Raw genomic sequence first — 25819 nt, 5'->3', positions numbered from 1 at the left:
GATCGTAGAGGTGGCCTCCTCACAGTGTCCCGCACCCGGGGTGCACAGAGGAGGAGTGGGGGCGGCCGCTCGGCGTTCCCGGTTCCCTCTGGTCGGTCGGTGAAACAACGGATGTGAATCCACCCTGTCCAGCGTGCTAATCTTCCGGATGTCGCCAGGCACTCGCACCAAACAGTGCGAGAGAGTCTGGAAACACCACTCTTGCGCGAGTGGCGGAACGGCAGACGCGCTGGCTTCAGGTGCCAGTGTCCTTAGGGACGTGGGGGTTCAAATCCCCCCTCGCGCACAAGTAGGAAGCCCCACAGGCCAACGGTCTGTGGGGCTTCTTCGTTCCCGGATCCGGTCGCGCACTTTCTTGCGAGTTCGCGCCCGGATTCTTGTTTCACGTGAAACGTCTGGTTTGAGACTTCCTGCGGTCCGATGGGGCCGAAAGATGCCAATGGCGTCGACCGGGCCGTCCGGTCAGGTTCGCGGTGCCTGGGGGGTGGTCGTGGTGGTGTTGCCCGCCGAGTTGTAGCGCAGCAGGTACTCCGCGAACCGGGCGAGATCATCTTCCGTCCAGTCCGCGAGGCGTTCCTGGTAGGCCGTGCGGCGACTGGCCTGGGTGGAGGCGAGGGCCTGGGTTCCGGCCGCGGTGGGATGCAGCACCTGGATCCGGTGGTCGTCCGGGTCCGGGTGGCGCTCGACCAGTCCCAGCTTCTCCAGGGTGGCGATCTGCCGGCTGACCGTCGATTTGTCCAGCATGTAGTGGGCGGCGAGATCTGTCGCACGGCAGCCGTGCCGGTCCTCGATGTGCGCCAGCAGCGTGTACGAGACCAGCGGAAGCTCCGGGTGGAGGCGGGCCGCCGCGGCTCGGGCGCGGCGCGCGAAGGCGGTCAGTTCCCGCTGGATGACATCCAGCGACTCCTCGCGTTCCTCGGGGGTGCCTGGCACTGTTCCGCCTTCCGTTTCGTGGTTCCCGGTTTTCAGTTGTATAGTACAACGAGTTAGGAGTTGTAAAAGCCAACCATTGGAGTGTTCCGCATGTCCGCAGGCCCGAGTGCCGCCCCCGGCTCCACCGCCGCAGCTCTCCGTCATGTGCTGGGCCATTTCGTCACGCCGCTGCTGATGTGCATCGGTATGGGGCTCGCCTACCTCGGGGCCTTCCACGCCCCGGAGCCGCATGATCTCCGGGTGGACGTGGTCGGTTCGGGGCCGAGCGCGCAGGTGCTCGCGCAGACGCTGCAGGACAAGAGCGACGGGGCGCTGAGCGTACGTACGGTTCCCGACCGCGCCGCGGCGGTGGATCACCTGAAGACGCAGGCGAGTTACGGCGCCTACCTGCCGGGGAAGCACCCCGAACTGCTCGTGGCCGGCGCTTCCTCGGACACCACCGCCACGGTGGTCGAAAAGGTGTTTACCAAGGTTGCCGCCGGACAGGGTGACCCGCTGAAGGTGACGGACACGGCACCGACCGCGGACGGTGATCCGACCGGCCAGGGCATTTTCTTCCTGCTGGTCGCGGTGAGCATCGGCTCGTATGCGTCGGTCGCGGTCATCGGTGGCGCGGGTGCCGTGCTGGCGCTGCGGATCAGGGCCGCACTGGCCGTCGCCGCTTCGCTGGTGGTGAGCGTGATCGGAGTGGCTTTCGCGGGGCCGGTGTTCAGCCTCGTGGACCATGGGCTCGGCGGTCTCTGGGCGATGGCCTGGCTGTACTCCGCGGGCATCCTCTTGATCGGTGTCGGACTGCACACCTTCCTCAAGCGGTGGACGACGCTCAGCCTGATGGTGCTGTTCGTGATGCTCAACTTCACCAGCTCCGGCGGCATCTTCCGGCCCGAACTCCAGTCCGGCTTCTTCGCCTCGCTGCACTCTTTCTGGAACGGTGCGGGCTTCGTCGAAGGTGTACGCAGCCATGTGTACTTCGGCGGACACGCGCTCGGCGGACATGTGCTGGTGCTCGCGCTCTGGTTCGTGGCGGGCATGGCCCTGATCGGTCTGGCGGGCCTGGCCGAGTCGAAGCGGCGGAGGGCCGCAGTGGAGACGGCGGCCGACGCCGGCGCGGTCGCGGGTTCCGCCGAGGCCGGCGGGGCGCACGGGCCCGGGCACGCCGCCAGGACCGGGGCCGGGGCCCGGACCGAGGCGGGCGACGCGCAGGAGATCGAGGAGGAGTTGGAGGAGACCGTCGGCGTCTGACCAGGACGGATCGTTGTCCACAGGTCGCAAGACGGGTTTTCCACAGGGGCAGACGGCTTTCGGCCGACGGCTGTACCTTCATCGCAATTGATTGATCTGCTGATCTGCGACAGGGCGTCGGGCCAAGGCGCAGGGCGAGAGCGGGGGAGGCTGCGCGCCATGGGTGACATCGAAGCGGCAGTGCCGGTCCAGCGGGCCGTGACAGGTGATCGGCGGATTCCGGTCGTGCCCGGATTCGCGCGACGGGCGGCTGCCGCGGGCGGGGGCGCGGCGCGGTCGCCGAAGGCGACGGGCAAGGGGATGCGGGAGCGGGTGCCCAGGGCCTCGCACGCGTTTCTGGACCTGCCGGCCGGGCGGCCCGACGCGGTGCGGGCGGTCGAGGAGTCGAGCCGGGGCAGAGTGCCCGCTCTCGCCCCGATCAGAGTGGGGCGGATGGCTGCCACGCCCTTCGCCTTTCTGCGCGGTTCGGCCGGGCTGATGGCCCATGACCTGGTGGGCACACCGGTCAGCGGGGTGGGCGCCCAGCTCTGCGGCGATGCGCACGCGGCCAACTTCGGGCTGTACGGCGATGCGCGCGGCAGCCTGGTCATCGATCTCAACGACTTCGACGAGACCGTGTACGGCCCCTGGGAGTGGGACCTCAAGCGTCTGGCCACCTCGTTGGTGCTCGCGGGGCGCGAGGCCGGGGCGGACGAGGACACCTGCCGGCAGGGCGCGTACGACACGGTGGGCGCTTACCGGCGGACGATGCGGCTGCTGGCCAAGTTGCCCGCGCTCGACGCCTGGAACGCCATCGCGGACGAGGAGTTGGTCTCGCACACCGATGCGCGGGATCTCCTGGGCACCCTGGAGCGGGTCTCGGAGAAGGCCCGCAACAACACCAGCGCCCGCTTCGCGGCCAAGTCCACCGAGGACGCCGGGAACGGCGGACGCCGCTTCATGGACGCGCCGCCGGTGCTGCGGAGGGTGCCGGACGAGGAGGCCGCGGCGGTCGCGGCGGGGCTCGGCGACTATCTGGGCACGCTCTCGGAGGACCGGGTTCCGCTCCTTGCCCGGTACGCGATCCACGACGTGGCGTTCAGGGTGGTCGGTACCGGGAGCGTCGGCACCCGGTCGTACGTGGTGCTCCTGCTCGATCACCGCGGCGAGCCCCTGGTGCTCCAGGTGAAGGAGGCACGGCCCTCCGTGCTGGCGCCGTATTTGCCGACGGTCGGCTTCGAGGTGCCGGAGGTGGCGCACGAGGGACGCCGGGTGGTGCTCGGGCAGAAGCGGATGCAGGTGGTCAGCGACATCCTGCTGGGCTGGGCGACGGTGGACGGGCGCCCGTTCCAGGTCCGGCAGTTCAGGAACCGCAAGGGCAGCGTGGACCCGGCGGCGCTGGCGGCCGACCTGGTCGACGACTACGGCCGGATGACCGGTGCGCTGTTGGCACGGGCCCACGCGCATACCGCGGATCCCCGGTTGATCGCGGGCTACTGCGGCAAGAACGAGGAACTGGACGAGGCGGTGGCGGCGTTCGCGGTCACCTACGCGGACCGTGCGGAGGCGGATCACGCCGAGCTGGTGCGGGCCGTCGGATCGGGGCGGATAGCCGCCGAACTGGGCGTCTGAGGGGCATCGGGCCGACCGCGTGTCCTCGGGACGTGGGCGGTGGCCATACGCTGGACGGGTGACCCACGAAGCCGCCGGGGTGCCGACCACCCGGAACGACGATGACCGGCAGGACAGCGACCGGCAGGACAACGACCGGCAGCGCGAGCAGCATGCCCCGAACGAGCCGCTTGGGCAGCAGGCGCAGGGCGGGCCGTCCGAGCAGCACGGACCGGCCGGTGCCGGTCCGGAGACCGGTGCTGACGGTGGTTCCGGCGCCGCTGCGGGCAGCGCCGGGGGCGGGCCTGCCGATGCGGCCGCAGGTGGGTCGGCAGACGGGGAAGCCGGCGGACCGGCGGGTGGTGACGCCGGTGGCGGGACGGACGGCCGTGCTGAGGGGGAGCGGCCCGAGGCTCGGCTCGCGAGGGCGGTTCGGGCGGCGGAGCAGGCGCTGATCGAGTTCGAGATCGCGGTGGAGACCTTCCGGGTCGAGGTGGAGAACTTCTCCCGGCTGCACCACCAGAAGCTCGGGCCCATGTACACCCGCCTCGATGAGCTCGACGCACAGATCGCGGAGGCCCGGGCCGCCAGGACGGGTGACCCGGAGGACATCCGCAAGGCGCAGGAGGCCAGGGCTGTCGTGATGCCGATGCCCGGCGTCGAAGAGCTCTTCCACGACTGGATCGACTCCGACGGGCTCTCCCCCGAGGCTGCGGCGATGCTGACCGAGCAGCCGGTCCGGCCGCCCAAGCGGGTCCGGCCGACCGAGGAGGCGCGCAAGCTCTACCGCGACCTGGCGCGCCAGGCCCACCCGGACCTGGCACAGGACGAGACGGAGCGGGCCCGCCGGGACGAGTTCATCGCCCGGGTGAACGCCGCGTACGGGCGGGGGGACGAGGCGCTCCTGATGGAGCTGGCGCAGGAATGGGCGGCGGGCCCGGCGGCCCCGGAGACGGAGCTCAGCGAGAGCGAGGAGCTCTACGCCCGGCTGAACTGGCTGACCCAGCGCAAGGAGCTTCTGACGGTCCTTGCCCAGGAGCTGGAGGAGAGTGCGATCGGGTCCATGCTGCGGATGGCGCCGGACGATCCGGACCGGCTGCTCGACGAGATCGCCGAGCAGCTCCTGGGCGAGGTCGCGCAGCGCGAGGCGGAGCTGGCGGGGATGGTGCAGTAGCGTTCCGGGTGACTCTGGAGCGTACGTACGAGAGAAGGCATGACCCATGAATTTCGCCCCGCTGCCCTCGGTGGACGTCGCGGCGGTGCCGTCGGACGGCTTCGTGCTGGACGTCCGTGAGGACAACGAATGGGCGGCCGGGCATGTCGAGGGCGCCCTGCACATCCCGATGAGCGGGTTCGTGGCCCGCTTCGGTGAGCTGACCGAGGCCGCCGACGACGGTCGGCGCGTGCACGTCATGTGCCGGGTCGGTGGCCGGTCGGCCCAGGTCACGCAGTACCTGGTGCAGCAGGGCATCGACGCCGTGAACGTCGACGGCGGGATGCTCGCCTGGGACGGCGCCGGACGCCCGATGGTCACGGACAGCGGCGACCCGGCCTTCGTGCTCTGATCCGCAGAGCTGTTCCCGGCCGCTGAGCCGTTCCGGGCCGGGGTGCTCCCGACCGGGGCGGCGTCGGCAGGGACGGCCCTGTTGCCGGTCGGCTGCCGGGTGGGCTGTCCGACGTTCGGCCGACGCCGGCCGGGCAGGTGCTTCGACCGGGGTCAGTCGAGCAGGTGTGCGGCCAGAAGGTTGCCCAGTGCCTCCTCGTGTGCCGCCGCCGGGCCGAGGGACAGTTCGATCTGCTTCGCCCAGGCGTGAAAACGGTGCAGTGGGTAGTCCGTGTCCGCGCCGAAGCCGCCGTGAAGATGCTGTGCCGTCTGTACGACCCGCCGGATTCCGTCCGATGCCCAGATCTTCGCCACGGCGATGTCGCCCTCGGCAGGCAGCGCCCCGTCGGCCCCGGTGGAGATCCGCCAGGCCGCCTGCCAGAGCGTCACTTCCATGGCGCGCAGGTCGATGTACCGGTCCGCCGCCTGTACCGCGACGGCCTGGAACGTTGCCACCGGAAAGCCGAACTGCTCGCGTTTGCCCGTGTATTGGCTCGTCATGGCGAGCACGGCCTCACCCAGGCCCAGCGCCAGCGCGCACGTCCCGGTGGTGAGGACCGCGCGCAGCCACTCCCAGGCCCCGGCGCCGTCGATCAGCGCGCGGTCGTCGATACGTACCGACTCCAACCGGACCTCGGCGAACCGTTCGCCGCTGGTGGAGACCTGCTCGGCCAGGGTGACGCCGTCCTGGGCGGGCCGGACCAGGGCGACGACCGCCCGGCCCTCGTCCGTGTGGGCCGGAATCGCGATCCAGTCCGCCGCCTGCGCCCACGGCACCGCTGACTGCATCCCGTCGAGCACCCAGCCGACGGCGGCATCGGCAGGGGTGGCTGCGGCCCCGCCCTGGGCCGTGTCCTTCCCGGAGGTTCCCGTCCTCGCCCTCCGGCGGGCCTTGACCGCGAGTTCGGCCGGATCGTGGCCGGACCGGCCGTTGGACCCGGCGGTGAGGACCAGCTCGCCCCGGCCGATCCGGGGCAGCAACTCGGCGGCCAGCCCCGGGTCTCCGTACCGCTGGAGCGCCATCGCGACCGCGCACGTCTCCAGCAGCGGCACCCTCGCGAGCACCTTGGCGGACTCGCGCAACACCAGGCACAGCGCGACGAGATCGAGCCCGGCACCGCCGTGTTCGGGCAGCAGCGTCAGGCTCAGCAGGTCGCTCGACGCGAGCCCGGCCCACAGCGGGCGGTCGATGTCCTCGGCCACCGCGCCCGGCACCAGAGCGGGGCTGGGAACCCCGTCCGGTACGACTCCCGACAGGACCGCGCGCGCTGCCTCCGCGGCCGCCTGCTGTTCCTCGGTGAAGGTGAAGTCCACTGTCCTGGCCTCCCGTTGACCGGTGCCGCCCGAATGCCCGCCCGGATCTGACGGACCGTCAAGATAGAACAGGTTCTATGAGAAGGGAACACGGGAGGAGCGGCGACGGGGTCGGTCAGCGGTCGAAGTCGAGTTCCACCTCCGGCGTGACCGGATGGGACTGGCACGCCAGCACATAGCCCGCGCCCGTCTCCTCGGGCTCCAGCGCGAAGTTGCGGTCCATCCGCACCTCGCCCGAGACCAGGAACGCCCGGCAGGTCCCGCACACCCCGCCCTTGCAGGCGTACGGTGCGTCGGCGCGGCTGCGCAGCACGGTCTCCAGCAGCGATTCGCCCTCCTCCACGGGCCAGGTGCCGGAGCGGCCGTCCAGGGTCGCGGTGAGCCTGCTGTGGGCCGGTGAATCGATCCGGGGGCGCGTGGACGCGCTCGGGCCGTCGTCCACGTGGAAGATCTCCTGGTGGACGCGGGTCCGGTCGACACCCAGGCCGCGCAGCGCCCGGTCCGCCGCCAGGACCAGCCCGAACGGCCCGCAGAGATACCAGCCGTCCACCTCGGCCGTCGGAAGCAGCGCGGGCAGCAGCTCGGTGAGCCGGTCCTGGTCCAGCCGGCCGGAGGGAAGGCCCGCCTGCTGCTCCTCCCGGGAGAGCACCGTGACCAGCTGGAACCGGTCCGGATAGCGGTCCTTGAGGTCGGCGACTTCGTCCAGGAACATCGTCGAGAGCGCCGTTCGGTCGCTGCGGATCAAGCAGAAGCGGGCGTCGGGCTCCCGAGCCAGCAGCGTGGCCGCGATCGACAGCACCGGCGTGATCCCGCTGCCCCCGACGATTGCCGCGAAGCGTCCGGCGCGGGGCTCCAGCACGAAGCGGCCCATCGGAGACATCGCCTCGACCACGTCACCGACGGCGAGTTCCTTCAGGGCGTACGTGGAGAACGCGCCGCCGTCGACGAGCCGGATGCCCACCCGCAGTACCGGATCGGCCGGTTCCTCGACTGCCGGGGAGCAGATCGAGTACGAGCGGCGGATCTCCTCGCCGTCGACCGTGTACCGCACATTGAGATGCTGGCCGGGCTTGTGGCGGAAGGTCTCGCGCAACTCGGGCGGCACGGCGAGGGTGACGGCCACCGAATCGTCCGTGAGCCGTTCGACGGCGCGGACCCGGAGCGGATGGAACATCTACAACTCCTTGAAGTGGTCGAACGGCTCGCGGCATGTCACGCAACGCCGCAGCGCCTTGCACGCGGTGGAGGAGAACCGGCTCAGCAGCTCCGTATCGGTCGAGCCGCAGTGCGGGCATCGCACCGAGAGCGTGAGCGGCACCGGGCCGCCCGCGGGGGCCGTGACGTCGTGCGGGCGTGGGGGCGCTATGCCGAACTCCGCCAGCTTGCGCCGCCCTTCCGCGCTGATGTCGTCCGTGGACCAGGCCGGTGAGAGCACCTTGACCACGGAGACCTCCGGTATGCCGTGGTCGTGCAGCACCCGTTCGATGTCCGCGGACATGGCCTCGATAGCTGGGCAGCCCGTGTAGGTCGGGGTGAGGCGCACGGTGACCTTGCCGGGGGCGAGGACGTCCACGCCCCGGAGCACACCCAGCTCGTCCAGGGTCAGGACCGGCAGTTCGGGGTCGGGCACGGAGCCTGCGATGCGGTGCAGCTCCTCCTCCAGGAGTGTCTCGGTCACCATGACGCCCCCGGGTGGCTGCGATGCAGATGCTGCATCTCGGCGATCATGCGGCCGAAGGGTTCCGTGTGGATGCCCTGGCGTCCCGCACCCGCCGTCCACGCCCCGGACCGCGGGCCGGACGGCAGCGTCAGCGTGGCCCGGTCCAGCACCGCGGAGACGGACTCCAGCCAGTCGCTCCGCAGCGACTGCCAGTCGACCTCCAGGCCCTCGACCGGTTCGAACAGCTCGCCGGTGAACCGCCAGAGGGCGTCCACGCCGCGCTGCATCCGGTCATGGCTCTCGTCCGTGCCGTCGCCCAGCCGCAGCGTCCAGTGCTCCGCGTGGTCCTGGTGGTACGCGACCTCCTTGACGGCCTTCGCCGCCAGACCTGCGAACGCGCTCCCGCCCGATGCCAGCTGCTCGTACAGCGGCCGCTGGTAGGCGGAGAAGTAGAGCTGGCGGGCGATGGTGTGGGCGAAGTCGCCGTTCGGCTGCTCGACCAGCTGGACGTTGCGGAAGGCACGTTCCTCGCGCAGATACGCCAGCTCGTCCTCGTCCCCGGCCATGGAGAGCAGCAGCCGGGCCTGGCCCAGCAGGTCCAGGGCGATGTTGGCCAGGGCCACTTCTTCTTCCAGCACGGGCGCATGGCCCGCCCACTCCCCCAGCCGGTGCGAGAGCACCAGCGCGTCGTCGCCCAGGGCGAGGGCCGCGGTCACAGGTGCTTCACCCCTTCCGGGATCTCGTAGAACGTCGGATGCCGGTACGGCTTGTCACCGGCCGGCTCGAAGAAGGAGTCCTTCTCGTCCGGTGAGGAGGCCGTGACCTGTGCGGACGGGACCACCCAGATCGAGACGCCCTCGGAACGGCGGGTGTACAGATCGCGCGCGTTGCGCAGGGCCATCTCCGCGTCCGGGGCGTGCAGGCTGCCGGCGTGGGTGTGGGAAAGACCCCGGCGGGAACGCACGAACACCTCCCACAGTGGCCATTCGGTCGAGCTGCTCATGCTGTCGCCTCCCCGTTCCTCGCTGCTGTGTGCGTTGCTGTGTGCTTCTCGGCGTAGGCAACCGCCGCGTCCCGGACCCAGGCGCCCTCCTCGTGTGCCCGGCGGCGCTGGCTGAGGCGCTGCTCGTTGCACGGGCCGTTGCCCTTGAGGACCTCCTGGAACTCATTCCAGTCGATCGCGCCGAAGTCGTGCTGTCCGCGCTCCTCGTTCCACCGGATGTCCGGGTCGGGGAGGGTGAGCCCCAGCGCCTTCGCCTGCGGGACACAGATGTCCACGAAGCGCTGCCGCAGCTCGTCGTTGGAATGCCGCTTGATCTTCCAGGTCATCGACTGCGCCGAGTGGGCCGAAGCGTCGTCCGGCGGGCCGAACATCATCAGGGACGGCCACCACCAGCGGTTCACCGCGTCCTGCGCCATCTCGTGCTGAGCCGGGGTGCCGTTGCTGAGGGCGAGCAGCAGCTCGTAGCCCTGACGCTGGTGGAAGGACTCCTCCTTGCAGATGCGGACCATCGCCCGCGCGTAAGGACCGTAGGAGCAGCGGCACAGCGGCACCTGGTTGGTGATCGCGGCGCCGTCGACGAGCCAGCCGATCGCGCCGACGTCCGCCCAGGTCAGCGTCGGGTAGTTGAAGATTGATGAATACCTCTGGCGGCCCGCGTGGAGCTTGTCGAGCAGCTCCTCGCGGCCCGTGCCGAGGGTCTCCGCCGCGCTGTAGAGATAGAGCCCGTGGCCCGCCTCGTCCTGCACCTTGGCCATGAGGATCGCCTTGCGGCGCAGCGAGGGCGCACGCGAGATCCAGTTGGCCTCCGGCTGCATGCCGATGATTTCCGAGTGGGCATGCTGGGCCATTTGCCTGACCAGCGAGGCCCGGTACGCATCGGGCATCCAGTCGCGTGGCTCGATGCGCTCGTCCGCCGCCACAGCGGCGTCGAACGCCGCCTCCAGGGCCCTGTCCGCCCCTTCGGGCCTGTCCGCTCCCGCCTGCGCTGTCTGGTCCGCAGTCACTGCCGCCATCCCGGGCTCCCTACCGACCGATCGTTCGGTTCAATGTCTTCAATGGTGAGTCGGTGGCCCGTAGGGTGTCAACCCTGTGGATAACTGACCGGGGATCGACGGGGATCGGGGCGGGATGGATTCGTACGACGACAGGGGCTCCGAGAGCGGGAACGGGAGCGTCGAGCCGGGGCCGGATCGACGCGAGGAAGAGCCCTCCGGCGCTGGTCAGGCCCTGGAATCAGGCCCTCGTGCCGGGATGGCCGCCCTGTCCCTTCCGTACCAGATCGTTGCCGCGGTCGCACTGTCGGTCATCGGACTGGTCGCCTGTGGACAGCTGGTCATGGTGTTTCTTCACGTCGCCCCCTCCAACACCCTGACCAAGCAGCACGGCGAAGCGGTCGACGAGTGGGTCTATCCCGAGTTCGAGCAGAACTGGAAGCTGTTCGCCCCGAATCCGCTCCAGCAGAACGTCGCCGTCCACGTACGGGCCGAGATAGCCGGCACGGACGGCCGTCGCACCACCCGTTGGATGAGCCTTTCCAACGAGGACGGCAAGGCGATACGCGGCAATCTCCTCCCCAGCCACGTCCACCAGAACGAACTGCGGCGCGGCTGGGACTTCTACCTCAGCTCCCACGACAACGAGAACCGGGCCAACGGCCTTCGCGGACAGCTCTCCGAGCGCTACATCCGCCGCATCGTGATGCTGCGCCTCGGCGAACACGACTACGGCGGCACCGTCGAGCGCATCCAGATCCGTTCCGAGGTGCGGTCCGTCGCGGCGCCCCCATGGAGCGAGGAGAAGATCAGTACGCGGCCGTCCTACCGAGTACTGCCGTGGTGGACGGTCACTTCCGACGACCTTCCCGAGAGCGCCGAGGGGGCGGACAAGTGAGTACTGCCGTCCTCGACCGCAAGGCCGACCACAAGGTCGCCCGCGGAATCCAGCGCATCACCTCCACGGCCCTCGGCCGGTACCAGAGCGCCGTCATCAGGATCGGCTTCTCGGCCACCTATCTGTTCTTCCTGCTGCGCGAGCTGCCGCACCGCCACGAGATGTACGGCCCCGACGCCCCGTGGCGCTGGGACATGGCGCAGCAGCTCATATCCGGCAACCAGTCGTTCACGGCGCTCATGTGGTCGGACAGCACGGTCTGGTTCGAGACCGTGTACGCGGTCGCGCTGATCTCCGCGGCGCTGCTGATGGTCGGCTGGCACACCCGCGCCATGTCGGTCCTCTTCATGGCCGGAGTGCTCTCCCTGCAGAACCGCACCATCTTCATGGGCGACGGCGGCGACAACGTCATCCACCTCATGGCGATCTATCTGGTGCTCACGCGCTGCGGACGGGTCTGGTCGCTGGACGCCCGGCGGGCGGCGCGGCGGGAGCGGGCGGAGGCGGCCGGGCAGCGGCGCCCGGTGTGGGAGAACGCGGCCGGTCCGGTCCTCTGGGTGGTGCTCGGCCTTGTCCTGATCGTGGCCAGTGTGACGGACGGGCTCGGCGGTACCTGGTGGCTGCCGACCCTGCTCTGGTTCCTGTGGGTCGGAGAGGGTGCCTGGTGGGCCGTGAACCGCTTCGCACCGCGGAGCCAGTCGAGGATCCTGCTCGATGTCGTCGCCAACCTCGCCCACAACGCGACCCTCGTGGTGATCATGGCCGAGGTCTGTCTGATCTACGCCACCGCGGGGTGGTACAAGATCCAGGGTTCCCGCTGGCAGGACGGCACGGCGCTGTACTACCCGCTCAAGCTCGACTACTTCACGCCCTGGCCGGCGCTGTCGGACCTCCTGGCCTCCAACGGCGTCATGGTGATGATCCTCACGTACGGCACGGTCATCGTGCAGGTCGCCTTTCCGTTCACCCTCTTCAACCGGCGGGTCAAGAACGTGCTGCTCGTCGTCATGATGGTGGAGCACGCCGGCATCGCCCTGCTGCTCGGGCTGCCCTTCTTCTCCATGGCGATGATCGCCGCCGACTCCGTCTTCCTGCCGACCGTCTTCCTGGTCTGGCTCGGCGGCCGGGTGACCCTCGCCCGGGGGCTGCTGTTCCCGGGCCGGAGCAAGGTGCCCGGGCCGCGGCGTGGCGAGGATGACGAGCAGGCCCCGCAGCACAGCGACGACGGGGGCCATACGCTCGTCGGGTGAGCAGTGAGAGCGGCAGTACGGGCAGCGCAGGCAGTGGCGGCGGGGAATCGTTGACCGAGGGGGCCACCGGGCCTGAGGCGCCCGTCGTGTCGGCGGCACCGGGGGAGCCCGGGGCAGAGGCGGCACCGGCGGGGCCCGGGACAGAGGCGGAACCGATGCAGTACGACGACGGGTTCGGGACGGAGATCGGCGTCGGGCCGCACCCGCTGCCCTGGCCCGTGGGCGAGCGGTACGACCCCGAGCTGCTCGCCCACGGCGACCGGCGCAATGTGGGCGACGGCTACCGGTACTGGACCCGGGAGGCGATCGTCGCCGATCTGGATCTGCGCCGCCACGACTTCCACGTCGCGGTCGAGAACTGGGGCCACGACTTCAACATCGGCTCCGTGGTGCGTACCGCGAACGCCTTTCTCGCCAAGGAGATCCACATCGTGGGCCGGCGGCGCTGGAACCGGCGCGGTGCGATGGTCACCGACCGGTACCAGCATGTGCGGCACCATCCCGACACGGAATCGCTGACCGCGTGGGCCGAGTCCGAGGGCCTGCCGATCATCGGGATCGACAATCTGCCGGGAGCGGTGCCGCTGGAGCGGACCGAGCTGCCCCGGCGCTGTGTACTGCTCTTCGGGCAGGAGGGGCCCGGGCTCACCGAGGAGGCCCGCAAGCACGCGGCGATGGTGTGCTCCATCGCACAGTTCGGCTCGACGCGGTCGATCAACGCGGGGGCCGCGGCCGCCATCGCCATGCACGCGTGGGTGCAGCGGTACGCGGAGATTCCCGAGGCGGGACAACGCGGCTAGGGTCTCCCGGCTTGGACGGGGCCGGCCGGTTTTGGACGGGGCCGGTCGGTTTTAGGGCCCCGGCCCCCACTTCCCGGCCCCTCACTTCCCGGGCCCCGCTCCCCGGGCGCCTTGGAGGCCGCGGGGAGCGGAGACGCGGGACGCGGCTATGCCTGGCGGCGGACCTCCACCATGCGGAAGCGGTTCGATACGAAGGCTCCGTCGCACAGCGCCGCGTTCGCCGCCGGGTTGCCGCCCGAGCCGTGGAAGTCGGAGAAGGCCGCGGTCTGGTTGACGTACACCCCGCCGGTCAGATTCAGCGACAGCTGGGCCGACTCGTCCAGGCAGACGTCCTCCACCGCGCGCTCCACCTCCGGTGAGGTGGTGTACGCGCCGACCGTCATCGCGCCCTGGTCGCGGACGGTGCGGCGGAGCAGCTCCACGGCGTCGGCCGTCGAGTCGACCGCCACCGCGAAGGCGACCGGACCGAAGCACTCCGACAGGTAGTGCTCCTCGTCGTCCGGCTTGGTGGCGTCCAGCTTGACGACGACGGGGGTGCGGACCACGGCGTCGGGGAACTCCGGGTTGGCCACCTCGCGGGAGGGCAGGGCGACCTCGCCGAGATCCGCGGCCGCCTCCAGGCGGGCCTTCACATCGGGGTTGACCAGGGCGCCGAGCAGCGCGTTCGCCCGGGCGTCGTCGCCCAGCAGGCCGGTGACCGCGGCCGCGATGTCGGCGACCACATCGTCGTACGTCTTGTCGCCGGCGTCGGTGGTGATGCCGTCCCGGGGGATCAGCAGGTTCTGCGGGGTGGTGCACATCTGGCCGCTGTACAGGGACAGGGAGAACGCCAGGTTGGACAGCATGCCGCGGTAGTCGTCCGTGGAGTCGAGGACGATCGTGTTGACCCCGGCCTTCTCCGTGTAGACCTGGGCCTGGCGGGCGTTCGTCTCCAGCCAGTCGCCGAAGGCGGTCGACCCGGTGTAGTCGATGATCCGGATCTCGGGCCGGAGAGCGAGGGTCTTCGCGATGCCTTCGCCAGGTCGTTCGGCGGCCAGGGCGACCAGATCGGGATCGAAGCCCGCCTCGGCGAGCACCTCGCGGGCCAGCTGCACCGTGAGCGCGAGCGGAAGCACGGCGCGGGGGTGCGGCTTGACCAGGACTGGGTTGCCGGTGGCCAGGGAGGCGAAGAGGCCCGGGTAGCCGTTCCACGTGGGGAAGGTGTTGCAGCCGATCAGGAGCGAGATGCCGCGCGGGGCCGCGGTGAACGACTTCTGCAGCTGGAGCGGGTCGCGCTTGCCCTGCGGCTTGGACCAGTCGGCGCTCTGCGGGGTGCGGATCTGCTCCTCGTACGCGTACGCCACCGCCTCCAGGCCGCGGTCCTGGGCGTGCGGGCCGCCCGCCTGGAACGCCATCATGAAGGCCTGGCCGCTGGTGTGCATCACGGCGTGAGCGAACTCGTGGGTCCTGGCGCTGATCCGCGCGAGGATCTCCAGACATACCAGGGCCCTGGTCTCGGGGCCGGCCGCACGCCAGGCGGGCATGCCAGCCCGCATCGCCGGAAGCAGGACGTCCAGGTCGGGGTGCGGATACTCGACGCCGAGCTCCGGCCCGTACGGCGAGACCTCTCCGCCCGTCCAGCCGTCGGTGCCGGGCTGGCCGAGGTCGAGCCGGGTGTTCAGCACGGCGTCGAACGCGGCCTTGCCCTCGGCGGCGCTCAGGCTGCCGGGGGCGCCGCCCTCGCCGTAGGCCTTCGGATGCTCGGGATGCGGGGACCAGTAGGCGCGCGTACGGATCGCGTCGAGGGCCTGGTCGAGCGTGGGGCGGTGCTTCTCGGACAGCAGTTGCGGGGAGAGCTCGGCGGCCATGACGGACCAACTCCTCATCGAGCTGGGCAGGGACGGGCGGACAGAGTTAGAGTAACCGAACGATCGGTCGGGACAAGGGGGCCCGCCAAACCTGTGGACAACTCGTAGGGGAGGATCGCGGACATGACCACGGCCAAGCGGGACACGTACACCCCGGAGACTCTGCTCACCGTTGCCGTCCGTGTCTTCAACGAGCGCGGCTACGACGGCACGTCCATGGAGCACCTCTCCAAGGCGGCGGGCATCTCCAAGTCGTCCATCTACCACCACGTCGCGGGCAAGGAGGAGCTCCTGCGCCGCGCGGTCAGCCGTGCGCTGGACGGGCTCTTCGGAATTCTCGACGAGCCGGGGGCGACTCAGGGGCGTGCGATCGAGCGGGTCGAGTACGTCACCCGCCGCACCGTCGACGTGCTGATAGCCGAACTGCCCTACGTCACGCTGCTGCTGCGGGTGCGGGGCAATACGAAGACCGAGCGCTGGGCCATGGAGCGGCGGCGCGAGTTCGACCACCGGGTGACCGATCTGCTCAGGGCCGCGGTCGCGGACGGCGACCTCCGCTCCGACGTGGACATACGGCTGGTGACCCGGCTGCTCTTCGGAATGGTCAACTCCCTGGTCGAGTGGTACCGGCCGCTGCCCGACGGCGGGGCGGACGGCGAGCGCCTGGCGGACACGCTCGTCCGCGTGGCCTTCGAGGGGATGCGCTCCAGTCGTTGAGTCGTCGAGTCGTCGAGTCGTTGAACCGTTGACGGTCGCGGGGCGCCCGTGCGCCGAAGCGACAGGGCTTCGGCGCACGGACCGATTCTCCGGTGGCTGCGGGGCGACGGGCTCAGGTCAGCTCGGTGGGCCTGTCCGTGCCCGGGGTCAGGTCCGTCTCCTCGAACACCAGGAGTGTGCGGGTGGAGAGCACCTCGGGGATGGCCTGGATCTTCGTCAGGACCAGTTCGCGCAAGGACCTGTTGTCCTGGGTGTGCACCAGCAGCAGGACGTCGAAGTCGCCGCTGACCAGTGCGATATGGGTCGCCCCCGGCAGCGCCTGGAGCTCCTCGCGCACCGTCCGCCAGGAGTTCTGGACGATCTTGAGGGTGATGTACGCGGAGGCCCCTTGCCCCGCCCGCTCGTGGTCCACGCGCGCGGTGAAGCCGCGGATCACGCCGTCGTCGATGAGCCGGCTGATCCGGGCGTAGGCGTTGGCCCGGGACACGTGGACGCGGTCGGCCACCGATCGTATCGAGGCGCGGCCGTCCGTCTGGAGCAGTCGCAGGATGCCGCGATCGATGGCGTCCAGCGGCCGCGCGGGCGGCAGCCGTACGGGATCCTCGCCCCCGTCGGCCATTTGTTCAGCTGACATGTGCCCCCGCCTTCCTGTCCTGGACGACCTGCCTCTATCCCAGGCTGTGGAGAACCGTTTGTCCACAGGCTGAAGGTGCCTGTAGCCAAAATGCGCTCGCGACCGAACAATCGGTAGGTGAGGCGCCCCGCATTCGTGCCTCGGACAGCGCTCGACATTTCGAAGTATTTCGACACCCCTCGGCATCGGGCGATCCCCCGATGCCGACAGACGCCGCTCGAAAACCCTCGATGCCAGGAGGTGCTTGTCATGACGGTCCAAGAGCTGCCCGGCGCGGCTGCTTACCGGCCCACGCCGCCCCCGGCCTGGAAGCCGCTCACCGATCCCGCGCCGCTGCTCCCGGACCCCGAGCCGTATCGCGTGCTCGGTACGGACGCCGTGGCCGATGCCGACCCCGAGCTGCTGCTGAGGCTCTACGCGGAGCTGGTCCGCGGCCGTCGGTACAACGCGCAGGCCACCGCGCTCACCAAGCAGGGCCGGCTCGCCGTCTACCCGTCGAGCACGGGGCAGGAGGCCTGCGAGATAGCGGCCGCGTTGGTGCTGGAGGAGCGGGACTGGCTCTTTCCCAGCTACCGGGACACTCTTGCGGCGGTGGCGCGCGGCCTGGACCCGGTCGAGGCCCTGACACTGCTGCGCGGCGACCGGCACACCGGTTACGACCCGCGCGAGCACCGCATCGCGCCGCTCTGCACGCCCCTTGCCACCCAGCTGCCGCACGCCGTCGGTCTCGCCCATGCGGCGCGCCTCAAGGGCGACGACGTGGTGGCGCTCGCCATGGTCGGCGACGGCGGGACCAGCGAGGGCGATTTCCACGAGGCGCTGAATTTCGCGGCCGTCTGGCGCGCCCCTGTCGTCTTCCTCGTGCAGAACAACGGCTTCGCGATCTCCGTACCGCTGGCGAAGCAGACCGCCGCCCCGTCCCTGGCGCACAAGGCCGTGGGGTACGGGATGCCGGGCCGGTTGGTGGACGGGAACGACGCGGCCGCGGTGCACCAGGTCCTCGGTGAGGCGGTGGCGCGGGCCCGGAGCGGCGGCGGGCCGACGCTCGTCGAAGCGGTGACGTACCGCATGGACGCCCATACGAACGCGGACGATGCCACCCGCTACCGCGTCGACAGCGAGGTGGAGGCCTGGCGCGCGCACGACCCGATCCAGCTTCTGGAGCGGGAGCTGACCGGTCGGGGGCTGCTCGGCGAGGAGGGGATCGAGGAGGCGCGCGCGGCCGCGGAGCGGATGGCGGCGGCGCTGCGCGAGCGGATGAACGCCGATCCGGTGCTGGACCCGATGGACCTGTTCGCCCATGTATACGCGGAACAGACCGCACAACTGCGGGAGCAGGCCGCCAGGTTGCGGGTCGAGCTGAATGCCGAGCTGGACCAGCACGGCCAGGACGACGTGGAGGAAGGGCGATGACCACCGCAGCGGTGACGGCCGGAGAGCGGACGACGAAGGCCAAGCCCGCCACGATGGCACAGGCGCTCGGACGGGCGCTGCGCGACTCGATGGCGCAGGACCCGACCGTGCATGTGCTCGGTGAGGACGTCGGCACGCTCGGCGGGGTCTTCCGGATCACCGACGGCCTGGCCAGGGAATTCGGCGAGGATCGTTGCACGGACACCCCGCTGGCCGAGGCCGGCATTCTCGGGGCGGCCGTGGGCATGGCGATGTACGGGCTGCGGCCCGTGGTGGAGATGCAGTTCGACGCCTTCGCCTATCCGGCGTTCGAGCAGCTCATCAGCCATGTCGCGAAGATGCGGAACCGGACGGCCGGCGCCATGCCGCTGCCGATCACGGTCCGGGTGCCGTACGGCGGCGGGATCGGCGGGGTCGAGCACCACAGCGACTCGTCGGAGGCGTACTACATGGCGACGCCCGGCCTCCAGGTCGTCACGCCCGCCACGGTCGAGGACGCGTACGGGCTGCTGAGGGCCTCGATCGCTTCCGACGATCCTGTGGTGTTCCTGGAGCCGAAGCGGCTCTACTGGTCGAAGGCGGACTGGTCGCCGGAGGCACCGGTGGCCGTGGAGCCGATCGGCCGGGCCGTGGTCCGCCGGCCGGGCCGCAGTGCGACGCTCATCACGTACGGGCCGTCGCTGCCCGTCTGCATGGAGGCGGCGGAAGCGGCCGTCGAGGAGGGCTGGGACCTGGAGGTCGTGGACCTGCGCTCGCTGGTGCCGTTCGACGACGAGACCGTTGCCGCTTCGGTCCGGCGTACGGGGCGTGCGGTCGTCGTCCACGAATCCTCCGGGTTCGGCGGTCCGGGCGGTGAGATCGCGGCCCGGATCACCGAGCGCTGCTTCCACCATCTGGAGGCCCCGGTGCTGCGGGTCGCCGGGTTCGACATTCCGTATCCGCCGCCGATGCAGGAGAAGCACCATCTCCCCGGTGTGGACCGGGTGCTGGACGCGGTCGCCCGCTTGCAGTGGGAGGCGGAGAGCTGATGCCCCAGGTACTCGAATTCAAGCTGCCGGACCTCGGCGAAGGCCTCACCGAGGCGGAGATCGTGCGCTGGCTGGTGGAGGTCGGCGATGTCGTCGCCATCGATCAGCCGGTCGTCGAGGTCGAGACGGCCAAGGCGATGGTGGAGGTGCCGTGCCCGTACGGGGGCGTGGTGACGGCGCGGTTCGGTGAGGAGGGCGCGGAACTTCCGGTCGGGGCGCCGTTGTTGACGGTGGCGGTCTCGGTGGGAGCGGATACCGGGTCGCCCGAGGAGGGGGCGGGGGCGGTCTCCGGTTCCGGCTCGGGTGGTGCTGGGGTCGGTTCCGGTTCGGGTGTGACAGGCGCCGGCTCCGGTACGGGTGGGGCCGCTCCTGGTTCTGATTCCGGTCCTGGTTCTGGTTCCGCTGAGGTGGAGTCGTCCGGCAACGTGCTGGTCGGGTACGGGACGGGCGCACCGGTGGCGCGTCGTCGGCGGGTCCGTCCCACAGCGGTGGCCGCGGCCGTTCCGGCACGGGTGCCGGTGGCTCCGGTGGTTCCGGTCACGGCTCCCGATCCGGTGCCGGACGCGGTGCCGGGGCCGGTGGCCGTGGTGTCGCCTCTGGTACGGAAGCTGGCGCGGCAGCATGATCTGGATCTGCGGAAGCTGGTGGGTTCCGGACGGGACGGCCTGATCCTGCGGGCCGATGTCGAATCCGCGATCAGGGCGCTGGCGGAGGGTACGGCGGTCCCGCTGTCGGCCGGGGTCGCGGCGCCGGTGGCCGGGGCGGCTCCGGAGCCGGAGGCCGTTCCCGTATCGGTGGTGTCGTCGGCCGGCCGTACGGCGGCGGGCTCGGCCGCACAGCGGATTCCGTTGCGCGGTGTACGGGGCGCGGTCGCCGACAAGCTCTCGCGCAGCCGGCGGGAGATCCCCGACGCGACGTGCTGGGTCGATGCCGATGCCACCGAGCTGATGGCGGCCAGAGCCGCGATGAACAGCACAGCCGGTCCGGCTGCCGGGCCCAAGGTGTCGGTGCTGGCACTGCTGGCGCGCATCTGCACCGCGGCGCTGGCCCGGTTCCCCGAGCTCAATTCCACGGTGGACCTGGAAGCGCGGGAGATCGTGCGGCTGCCGGAGGTCCATCTCGGGTTCGCGGCTCAGACCGAGCGGGGACTGGTCGTCCCTGTGGTGCGGGACGCGCAGGCCAGGAATGCCGAGTCGATCGGGGCGGAGATCGCCAGGCTGACCGAGGCGGCGCGGGACGGGCGACTGACTCCGGCGGAGCTGACCGGCGGGACGTTCACGCTGAACAACTACGGGGTGTTCGGAGTCGACGGCTCGACCCCGATCATCAACCACCCCGAGGCGGCGATGCTGGGCGTCGGCCGGATCGTGCCCAAGCCCTGGGTGCACCAGGGGGAACTGGCCGTACGGCAGGTGGTCCAGCTCTCGCTGACCTTCGACCACCGGGTCTGCGACGGCGGCACGGCGGGTGGCTTCCTGCGCTACATAGCCGACTGCGTGGAACAACCGGCGGTGCTGCTGCGCACGTTGTAGGCGAGAGCTGCCGCGGGCTTCCGTCTCCTCCCCCCGCTGGGTCCGGTCGACCGGCTCGATCGCCGACCGGGCGGATCGACGGAAGCCTGCGGCCCGCATACTCGGATGCATGACCGCGTATGACGCCATCGTTCTTGCCGGAGGGGCCGCCAAGCGGCTCGGCGGCGCCGACAAGCCGGGGATCCGGGTCGGGGGCCGTGCGCTGCTCGACCGGGTGCTCACGGCCTGTGCCGACGCGTCGACGACGGTGGTGGTGGGCGGGCGCCGGACCACCGTGCGGCCGGTCATCTGGACGTACGAAGAGCCCCGGGGCGGCGGTCCGCTGGCCGCGCTCGACGCGGGGGTCCGACGGACCACGGCGCAACGGGTTCTCGTGCTCTCCGCCGACCTGCCGTTCCTCGGGACGGGGACCGTCGCAGCGCTGCTGGCCGCCGCCGGGGAAGGCCGGCGGGACGGGGCCGTGTGCACGGACCGGGAGGGCCGCGACCAGCCTCTCGTCGCCGTCTACCGTGCCGAGCCGTTGCGCCGTGAGCTCGCGCTGCTCGCCACCGAGCACGGCGGCCTGTCCGGGCTCCCCCTGCGCCTGCTGACGCATGAACTCGACCTGGCCCGGGTGGCGGCCGACCCTCTCGCCTCCTTCGACTGCGACACCTGGGAGGACATTGCGTCGGCGCGGGCCCGCATCAGAGAGCATGGGACCGTGCTCGATGAATGGATCACCGCAGTCAAGAACGAACTCGGCATCGAACTGGACGTCGACACCGACGTCCTGCTCGACCTCGCCCGTGACGCCGCCCACGGTGTAGCCCGGCCCGCCGCGCCGCTCACCACCTTTCTCGTCGGGTACGCGGCGGCCATGGCGAGCAGCGAAGGCGACAGCGCCACAGCGGTGGCCGAGGCTGCCCGGAAGGCTGCGGCGCTCGCCGTTCGCTGGGCGGACGAGAACGAGACGCAATGACTGCCGGTGGCGGCGGGACCGGCCGGCCTCCGGCTGCGGACACCACTTCGCCGGTCTCCGGGCCCGCGCCGGTCTCCGGGCCGGGGGCGGACATGGGGCCGGGGGCAGGTTTCGGGTCTTCGGCGTGTGAGCGGCCTCGTGGTGGGGAGCGGTGCCCGACTCCGGAGGAGGTGCGGGCGGCCGAGGAGGAACGGGCCGTCGAGCAGGCCCTCGCACTGGTCGGGAGCCGGCCGTCCGGTGAGCACGGCCCGGCGGGTCGGCTCCGGTCCGAGGGGTGGCCTCACGCGACGGATCGGCCGCGGTCCGCAGAAGCGGAAACCGGCACCCCGCGGCGTCAGCCGCGCTCCTCGGAGACGCCCTGCCCCGAGAGCGATCCCCCGGCCGATCCCATGGCTGATCCCCCGGCCAATCCCATGGCCGATCCCACTGCCGATCCCACTGCCGAGCCCACTGCTGTGCCTCGTTCGTCGGTCCCGGACCAGGGCTCCTCTGCCGCTCCCGGGCAGGACCGGCACGAGCACGAGCACGGGCAGAGGCGTCGGCAGGGGCATGGGCCCGCGGCCTCCTGGCCGGAGGCCCGTGCACTGGCCGCCCGGTCCGGGAGATCCGGGATGCCGTGGAGGTTCGGGCGGTCCGGCTCTGCCGCCAGGACCGTCGGGACCGGGGCCGGTCGGCTTCCTCTCGGCCAGGCGCTCGGGCACGTACTCGCCGAGCCGCTCGTCGCGCTCACCGACCTTCCGCCCTTTGACACCTCTGCCATGGACGGCTGGGTCGTCTCCGGACCGGGGCCCTGGAACGTCCGTGAGGTCGCCGGGGCCGGGGCCGGGGCGCGAGCCGGAGCCGGCTCGAACCGGGACCTGGGCATCCTCGCCGGGCGGAGCGCGCCCGGCACGCTTCCCGACGGCGACGCCGTACGGATCGCCACCGGCGCCCGCATTCCGGCAGACGCCAACGCCGTGATCCGCAGTGAACACGCTCGTGTGGACACGGCCACGGGGCTGCTCCACGCGGAACATCAGGTGCTTCCCGGACAGGACATCAGGCCCCGTGGCCAGGAGTGCCGGACCGGCGACCGGCTCATGCCCGCCGGATCGTTCGTGACGCCCGCCGTTCTCGGTCTGGCCGCCGCGGCCGGGTACGACACGCTCGTCGTGGTGCCGCGGCCCCGCGTCGACGTCCTCGTGCTCGGCGACGAACTGCTGACCGGCGGTCTGCCGCACGACGGGCTGATCCGTGATGCGCTCGGGCCGATGATCGGCCCCTGGCTGCGTGCGCTGGGCGCCGAGGTCTCGGCCCCGCAGCGGCTCGGTGACGACGCGGCCGCCCTGCGGCATGCCCTCGCCACCTCCGACGCCGACCTCGTCATCACCACCGGCGGTACGGCGGCGGGCCCCGTCGACCACGTCCACCCGGTCCTTGCCGAGATCGGGGCGGAGTTGCTGGTCGACGGAGTCGCCGTCCGCCCCGGCCACCCGATGCTGCTGGCCAGGCTCAGGAAGGACGAGGAACCGGTGGACGGTTCGGCGGGCAGCCGGGACGAGGCGCGGAACGGGGGCCCGTATCTCGTCGGGCTGCCGGGCAACCCCCTGGCCGCCGTCTCCGGGCTTCTCACCCTCGCCGAGCCCCTCCTGCGCGGGCTGGCGGGCCGGGAGCCGGAGGCGCCGTACCGGGTCGCTGTACGCGACGACGTGCACGGGCACCCGCACGACACCCGGCTGGTGCCCGTGGTCCACCGGGCCGGCAGCACGGCTGACAGCCGGTCGGTCAGCGGGTACGGCAGCGGCGGCGAAGGAATCGGCGGCGCGGGAACCGGGAGCGGTGCCGAGTACGTCGTACCGCTGCGATACAACGGTCCGGCGATGCTCCGTGGGATCGCTGCCGCCGACGGGCTGGCCGTCGTACCGCCCGGCGGGGTACGGTCCGGCACCGAAGTGGAGATCCTCGATCTACCGTGGGCCTCGGCGATGCCGTGGACGGAAGGGTGTTTCACGTGAAACTTCCCGGCCACGATGCGATGGCCAGGCGCGCTGACGAGCATGTCCTACCCACACGGGTGCTGCTCCCGCGCAGGGTCGTCGACGGACCGGCGCGGCAGGTCGCCAAGCGGCTGATGATGGCGCTGCTGGTGCTCGCCGCGACGGTGCTGATCGTCTGGATGGACCGTGGTGGATATCACGATGCCGCCGACGACAAGGTCGATCTGCTGGACGCGGTGTACTACGCGACGGTCACCCTCTCCACCACCGGCTACGGCGACATCACTCCGTACGGGGATGCCGCCCGGCTCACCAATGTGGTGCTCGTGACGCCACTGCGGGTGCTCTTCCTGATCATCCTGGTCGGCACCACTCTTGAGGTCCTCACCGAACGGACCCGCGAGGACTTTCGGCTGAAGCGTTGGAGAACCAACTTGCGTGATCACACCGTTGTCGTCGGCTTCGGGACGAAGGGCCGTTCGGCCATCCAGACCCTGTGCGCCACCGGCCTGAAGAAGGAACAGATCGTCATCGTCGACCCGGCGACCAAGGTGATCGAGATCGCCAACGCCGAAGGGTTCGTCGGTGTGGTGGGCGATGCGACGCGCAGTGAGGTGCTGCTGCGGGCCGAGCTCCAGAAGGCGCGTCAGATCATCATCGCGACCCAGCGCGACGACACGGCCGTGCTGGTGGCGCTGACGGCCCGACAGCTCAACCGTGGCGCGAAGATCGTCGCGGCGGTGCGGGAGGAGGAGAACGCCCCGTTGCTCCGGCAGTCCGGTGCCGACGCGGTGATCACCAGTGCCAGTGCGGCGGGCCGACTGCTGGGTCTCTCGGTCCTCAGCCCCAGCGCGGGCACGGTGATGGAGGACCTGATCCAGCAGGGCAGCGGGCTCGATCTCGTCGAACGGCCGGTGATAAAGGCCGAGGTGGGCAAGAGCGTCCGGGAGACCGATGATCTCGTCGTCAGCGTGCTGCGGGGGCACCGGCTGCTGGGTTACGACGATCCGGCGGCCAGCCCGTTGCAGTTGACGGACCGTCTGATCACCATCGTGCGCGCCTCGAACCCATCGCCGTCCGACGGTCCTTCCACCGGCCTGCCACGCCCACGGGACTGACCCGGCCGCCCCTGCCTCGCGTCCGGCGGCGTCCTGCCGCCCACGTCCGGCCGAACCCGTCCCACATGCGGTCCGCCTCCATGCGGTCCGCCTCCATGCGGTCCGCCTCGTTCCGAGCGGCGTCTTCCGTGGTCCCCATCTGCCACGGAGTAGCCTCGCGCCATGTATGCGATCACGATCCCTGAACCGGGCGGCCCCGAAGCACTCGTCTGGGCCGAGGTGCCCGATCCGGTAGCAGGCGAGGGCGAGGTCCTCGTCGATGTCGTGTCCAGCGCGGTCAATCGCGCCGACGTGTTGCAACGGCAGGGGTTCTACAACCCGCCGCCCGGCGCGTCCCCGTACCCCGGCCTCGAATGCTCGGGCCGTATCTCGGCGGTCGGACCCGGTGTCACCGGCTGGGCGGTCGGTGACGAGGTGTGTGCGCTGCTCGCGGGCGGCGGCTACGCGGAGAGGGTCGCGGTGCCGGCCGGGCAGCTGCTGCCCGTGCCGGACGGCATCGAACCGGCCCTGGCCGCGGCGCTGCCCGAGGTGGCGGCCACGGTCTGGTCCAACGTCTTCATGGTGGCCCATCTGCGCCCCGGCGAGACGCTGTTGGTGCACGGTGGGTCCAGCGGCATCGGCACGATGGCGATCCAGCTCGCCAAGGCCGTGGGCGCGCGGGTCGCGGTCACTGCCGGGGGACCGGAGAAGCTGGCGCGCTGCGCGGAGCTCGGGGCCGACATCCTGATCGACTACCGGGAGCAGGACTTCGTCGAGGAACTGCGCAAGGCGACCGACGGGGCCGGTGCGGATGTCATCCTCGACATCGTCGGCGCGAAGTACCTCGACCGGAATGTGAAGGCGCTCGCCGTCAACGGCAGGCTGGCCATCATCGGTCTTCAGGGCGGCGTCAAGGGCGAGCTGAATCTGAGCGCCCTGCTGAACAAGCGGGCCGCCATCACCGCGACCTCGCTGCGGGGCCGCCCGCTCGCCGAGAAGGCCGCCATCGTCGCCGCCGTGCGCGAGCACGTCTGGCCGCTGATCGCGGACGGGGTCGTGCGGCCGGTCGTGGACCGCATCGTGCCGATGCCGGACGCCGCCGAGGCCCACCGGGTGCTGGAGTCCAGCGCGCACGTCGGAAAGGTGCTGCTGCAGGCCCCGACGGGTTGATGCCCGGGCCTGGCGGGCTGACGGGCGGGTCTTACGGTTGATGCCTGGGCCTGGCGGGCTGACGGGCGGGTCTTACGGTTGATGCCTGGGCCTGGCGGGCCGACGGGCGGACCTGACGGTGACGGCTGATGCCAGGGCCTGGGCACCTGCTCGCCCCGCCCC

24 protein-coding genes and 1 tRNA gene are annotated in these 25819 nt (G+C 71.0%); 16 read left to right on the top strand and 9 right to left on the bottom strand.

The window, feature by feature from the left end:
• The first annotated feature begins 203 nt into the window (after positions 1 to 203).
• Positions 204 to 286, top strand: a tRNA-Leu gene (locus tag AADR41_RS05435).
• 176 nt (positions 287 to 462) lie between these two features.
• Here the strand turns inward: AADR41_RS05435 and AADR41_RS05430 are convergent.
• On the bottom strand, positions 463 to 933 hold the full coding sequence (locus AADR41_RS05430) for a MarR family winged helix-turn-helix transcriptional regulator (RefSeq protein ID WP_342280222.1): 471 nt from the start codon (positions 931 to 933) through the stop codon (positions 463 to 465).
• Between the two features lie 90 nt (positions 934 to 1023).
• Between AADR41_RS05430 and AADR41_RS05425 the strand changes: the two genes are divergently transcribed.
• The 4 genes from AADR41_RS05425 to AADR41_RS05410 all read left to right on the top strand — a co-directional run bounded on the left by AADR41_RS05425 (position 1024) and on the right by AADR41_RS05410 (position 5330).
• Complete coding sequence (locus AADR41_RS05425) at positions 1024 to 2175, top strand: hypothetical protein (RefSeq protein WP_342280221.1); 1152 nt, start codon at positions 1024 to 1026, stop codon at positions 2173 to 2175.
• A 159-nt stretch (positions 2176 to 2334) separates the two neighbouring features.
• Positions 2335 to 3786, top strand: a complete 1452-nt coding sequence (locus AADR41_RS05420; RefSeq protein ID WP_342280220.1) for a DUF2252 domain-containing protein — start codon at positions 2335 to 2337, stop codon at positions 3784 to 3786.
• 58 nt (positions 3787 to 3844) lie between these two features.
• On the top strand, positions 3845 to 4939 hold the full coding sequence (locus tag AADR41_RS05415; RefSeq protein ID WP_342280219.1) for a J domain-containing protein: 1095 nt from the start codon (positions 3845 to 3847) through the stop codon (positions 4937 to 4939).
• A gap of 46 nt (positions 4940 to 4985) precedes the next feature.
• Positions 4986 to 5330: a rhodanese-like domain-containing protein gene (locus AADR41_RS05410; protein WP_342280218.1), complete on the top strand. Its 345-nt coding sequence runs from the start codon at positions 4986 to 4988 to the stop codon at positions 5328 to 5330.
• 152 nt (positions 5331 to 5482) lie between these two features.
• Here AADR41_RS05410 and AADR41_RS05405 read toward each other — a convergent pair whose 3' ends face one another.
• From AADR41_RS05405 to paaA, 6 genes are all read right to left on the bottom strand, one after another.
• Positions 5483 to 6682, bottom strand: coding sequence for an acyl-CoA dehydrogenase family protein (locus AADR41_RS05405; protein ID WP_342280217.1), 1200 nt, complete (start codon positions 6680 to 6682; stop codon positions 5483 to 5485).
• A gap of 115 nt (positions 6683 to 6797) precedes the next feature.
• Complete coding sequence (locus AADR41_RS05400) at positions 6798 to 7856, bottom strand: 2Fe-2S iron-sulfur cluster-binding protein (protein ID WP_342280216.1); 1059 nt, start codon at positions 7854 to 7856, stop codon at positions 6798 to 6800.
• The gene (paaD, locus tag AADR41_RS05395) at positions 7857 to 8363 is read right to left on the bottom strand and encodes a 1,2-phenylacetyl-CoA epoxidase subunit PaaD (RefSeq protein WP_342280215.1); all 507 of its coding nucleotides are present in this window, start codon (positions 8361 to 8363) and stop codon (positions 7857 to 7859) included.
• Positions 8357 to 9058 (bottom strand): 1,2-phenylacetyl-CoA epoxidase subunit PaaC, encoded by a 702-nt coding sequence (gene paaC, locus AADR41_RS05390; protein ID WP_342280214.1) that lies wholly within the window; start codon positions 9056 to 9058, stop codon positions 8357 to 8359. Before paaC ends, paaD begins: the two co-directional genes overlap by 7 nt.
• The gene (gene paaB / locus AADR41_RS05385; protein WP_093548044.1) at positions 9055 to 9345 is read right to left on the bottom strand and encodes a 1,2-phenylacetyl-CoA epoxidase subunit PaaB; all 291 of its coding nucleotides are present in this window, start codon (positions 9343 to 9345) and stop codon (positions 9055 to 9057) included. Before paaB ends, paaC begins: the two co-directional genes overlap by 4 nt.
• Positions 9342 to 10358 (bottom strand): 1,2-phenylacetyl-CoA epoxidase subunit PaaA, encoded by a 1017-nt coding sequence (paaA, locus tag AADR41_RS05380; RefSeq protein ID WP_342280213.1) that lies wholly within the window; start codon positions 10356 to 10358, stop codon positions 9342 to 9344. The genes paaB and paaA overlap by 4 nt, the downstream gene beginning before the upstream one ends.
• Positions 10359 to 10473: 115 nt before the next feature.
• Between paaA and AADR41_RS05375 the strand changes: the two genes are divergently transcribed.
• The 3 genes from AADR41_RS05375 to AADR41_RS05365 all read left to right on the top strand — a co-directional run bounded on the left by AADR41_RS05375 (position 10474) and on the right by AADR41_RS05365 (position 13285).
• Complete coding sequence (locus tag AADR41_RS05375; protein WP_342280212.1) at positions 10474 to 11235, top strand: DUF5819 family protein; 762 nt, start codon at positions 10474 to 10476, stop codon at positions 11233 to 11235.
• Entirely contained in the window at positions 11130 to 12485 is a 1356-nt protein-coding gene (locus AADR41_RS05370; RefSeq protein WP_342280211.1) for an HTTM domain-containing protein, read from the top strand. The genes AADR41_RS05375 and AADR41_RS05370 overlap by 106 nt, the downstream gene beginning before the upstream one ends.
• Positions 12486 to 12640: 155 nt before the next feature.
• Positions 12641 to 13285 carry a TrmH family RNA methyltransferase gene (locus AADR41_RS05365; RefSeq protein WP_342280210.1) on the top strand — a complete coding sequence of 215 codons (645 nt, stop codon included), beginning with the start codon at positions 12641 to 12643 and terminating at the stop codon, positions 13283 to 13285.
• 146 nt (positions 13286 to 13431) lie between these two features.
• On the opposite strand, the gene paaN is transcribed toward AADR41_RS05365, so the two are convergent.
• A complete protein-coding gene (gene paaN / locus AADR41_RS05360) occupies positions 13432 to 15132 on the bottom strand; it encodes a phenylacetic acid degradation protein PaaN (RefSeq protein WP_342280209.1) in 1701 nt (566 codons plus the stop codon).
• Positions 15133 to 15255: 123 nt separating this feature from the next.
• On the opposite strand from paaN, the gene AADR41_RS05355 reads away from it, so the two are divergent.
• Positions 15256 to 15849: a TetR/AcrR family transcriptional regulator gene (locus AADR41_RS05355; RefSeq protein WP_259930212.1), complete on the top strand. Its 594-nt coding sequence runs from the start codon at positions 15256 to 15258 to the stop codon at positions 15847 to 15849.
• A 112-nt stretch (positions 15850 to 15961) separates the two neighbouring features.
• On the opposite strand, the gene AADR41_RS05350 is transcribed toward AADR41_RS05355, so the two are convergent.
• A complete protein-coding gene (locus AADR41_RS05350) occupies positions 15962 to 16468 on the bottom strand; it encodes an Lrp/AsnC family transcriptional regulator (protein WP_124720168.1) in 507 nt (168 codons plus the stop codon).
• A gap of 264 nt (positions 16469 to 16732) precedes the next feature.
• On the opposite strand from AADR41_RS05350, the gene pdhA reads away from it, so the two are divergent.
• The 7 genes from pdhA (at position 16733) to AADR41_RS05315 (ending at position 25657) form a co-directional block, all read left to right on the top strand.
• Positions 16733 to 17896, top strand: coding sequence for a pyruvate dehydrogenase (acetyl-transferring) E1 component subunit alpha (gene pdhA, locus AADR41_RS05345; RefSeq protein ID WP_342280208.1), 1164 nt, complete (start codon positions 16733 to 16735; stop codon positions 17894 to 17896).
• Positions 17893 to 18924 carry an alpha-ketoacid dehydrogenase subunit beta gene (locus AADR41_RS05340; protein ID WP_342280207.1) on the top strand — a complete coding sequence of 344 codons (1032 nt, stop codon included), beginning with the start codon at positions 17893 to 17895 and terminating at the stop codon, positions 18922 to 18924. The genes pdhA and AADR41_RS05340 overlap by 4 nt, the downstream gene beginning before the upstream one ends.
• On the top strand, positions 18924 to 20456 hold the full coding sequence (locus tag AADR41_RS05335) for a dihydrolipoamide acetyltransferase family protein (protein WP_342280206.1): 1533 nt from the start codon (positions 18924 to 18926) through the stop codon (positions 20454 to 20456). The genes AADR41_RS05340 and AADR41_RS05335 overlap by 1 nt, the downstream gene beginning before the upstream one ends.
• A 109-nt stretch (positions 20457 to 20565) precedes the next feature.
• Positions 20566 to 21414 carry an NTP transferase domain-containing protein gene (locus AADR41_RS05330; RefSeq protein ID WP_342280205.1) on the top strand — a complete coding sequence of 283 codons (849 nt, stop codon included), beginning with the start codon at positions 20566 to 20568 and terminating at the stop codon, positions 21412 to 21414.
• 389 nt (positions 21415 to 21803) lie between these two features.
• Entirely contained in the window at positions 21804 to 23408 is a 1605-nt protein-coding gene (locus AADR41_RS05325; protein ID WP_446750981.1) for a molybdopterin-binding protein, read from the top strand.
• Complete coding sequence (locus AADR41_RS05320; RefSeq protein ID WP_342280204.1) at positions 23366 to 24508, top strand: potassium channel family protein; 1143 nt, start codon at positions 23366 to 23368, stop codon at positions 24506 to 24508. Before AADR41_RS05325 ends, AADR41_RS05320 begins: the two co-directional genes overlap by 43 nt.
• Positions 24509 to 24670: 162 nt before the next feature.
• Positions 24671 to 25657, top strand: a complete 987-nt coding sequence (locus AADR41_RS05315; protein WP_342280203.1) for an NAD(P)H-quinone oxidoreductase — start codon at positions 24671 to 24673, stop codon at positions 25655 to 25657.
• The last annotated feature ends 162 nt before the right edge of the window (positions 25658 to 25819 follow it).

This window comes from Streptomyces sp. CLV115 (assembly GCF_038448545.1).
Taxonomy (GTDB): Bacteria; Actinomycetota; Actinomycetes; order Streptomycetales; family Streptomycetaceae; genus Streptomyces; species Streptomyces sanglieri.
This window is presented reverse-complemented; position numbering and strand designations above follow the sequence as displayed.

Bases quoted from the DNA above. Each gene is read 5' to 3' on its own strand.
- paaA (WP_342280213.1), bottom strand. From the start codon at position 10,358: ATGGCGGCAGTGACTGCGGACCAGACAGCGCAGGCGGGAGCGGACAGG.
- pdhA (WP_342280208.1), top strand. From the start codon at position 16,733: ATGACGGTCCAAGAGCTGCCCGGCGCGGCTGCTTACCGGCCCACGCCG.
- paaD (WP_342280215.1), bottom strand. From the start codon at position 8,363: ATGGTGACCGAGACACTCCTGGAGGAGGAGCTGCACCGCATCGCAGGC.
- AADR41_RS05410 (WP_342280218.1), top strand. From the start codon at position 4,986: ATGAATTTCGCCCCGCTGCCCTCGGTGGACGTCGCGGCGGTGCCGTCG.
- AADR41_RS05355 (WP_259930212.1), top strand. From the start codon at position 15,256: ATGACCACGGCCAAGCGGGACACGTACACCCCGGAGACTCTGCTCACC.
- paaB (WP_093548044.1), bottom strand. From the start codon at position 9,345: ATGAGCAGCTCGACCGAATGGCCACTGTGGGAGGTGTTCGTGCGTTCC.
- AADR41_RS05400 (WP_342280216.1), bottom strand. From the start codon at position 7,856: ATGTTCCATCCGCTCCGGGTCCGCGCCGTCGAACGGCTCACGGACGAT.
- AADR41_RS05330 (WP_342280205.1), top strand. From the start codon at position 20,566: ATGACCGCGTATGACGCCATCGTTCTTGCCGGAGGGGCCGCCAAGCGG.
- AADR41_RS05325 (WP_446750981.1), top strand. From the start codon at position 21,804: ATGGCTGATCCCCCGGCCAATCCCATGGCCGATCCCACTGCCGATCCC.
- paaN (WP_342280209.1), bottom strand. From the start codon at position 15,132: ATGGCCGCCGAGCTCTCCCCGCAACTGCTGTCCGAGAAGCACCGCCCC.
- AADR41_RS05350 (WP_124720168.1), bottom strand. From the start codon at position 16,468: ATGGCCGACGGGGGCGAGGATCCCGTACGGCTGCCGCCCGCGCGGCCG.
- AADR41_RS05420 (WP_342280220.1), top strand. From the start codon at position 2,335: ATGGGTGACATCGAAGCGGCAGTGCCGGTCCAGCGGGCCGTGACAGGT.
- AADR41_RS05340 (WP_342280207.1), top strand. From the start codon at position 17,893: ATGACCACCGCAGCGGTGACGGCCGGAGAGCGGACGACGAAGGCCAAG.
- AADR41_RS05315 (WP_342280203.1), top strand. From the start codon at position 24,671: ATGTATGCGATCACGATCCCTGAACCGGGCGGCCCCGAAGCACTCGTC.
- AADR41_RS05335 (WP_342280206.1), top strand. From the start codon at position 18,924: ATGCCCCAGGTACTCGAATTCAAGCTGCCGGACCTCGGCGAAGGCCTC.
- AADR41_RS05365 (WP_342280210.1), top strand. From the start codon at position 12,641: ATGCAGTACGACGACGGGTTCGGGACGGAGATCGGCGTCGGGCCGCAC.
- AADR41_RS05370 (WP_342280211.1), top strand. From the start codon at position 11,130: ATGGAGCGAGGAGAAGATCAGTACGCGGCCGTCCTACCGAGTACTGCC.
- AADR41_RS05375 (WP_342280212.1), top strand. From the start codon at position 10,474: ATGGATTCGTACGACGACAGGGGCTCCGAGAGCGGGAACGGGAGCGTC.
- AADR41_RS05425 (WP_342280221.1), top strand. From the start codon at position 1,024: ATGTCCGCAGGCCCGAGTGCCGCCCCCGGCTCCACCGCCGCAGCTCTC.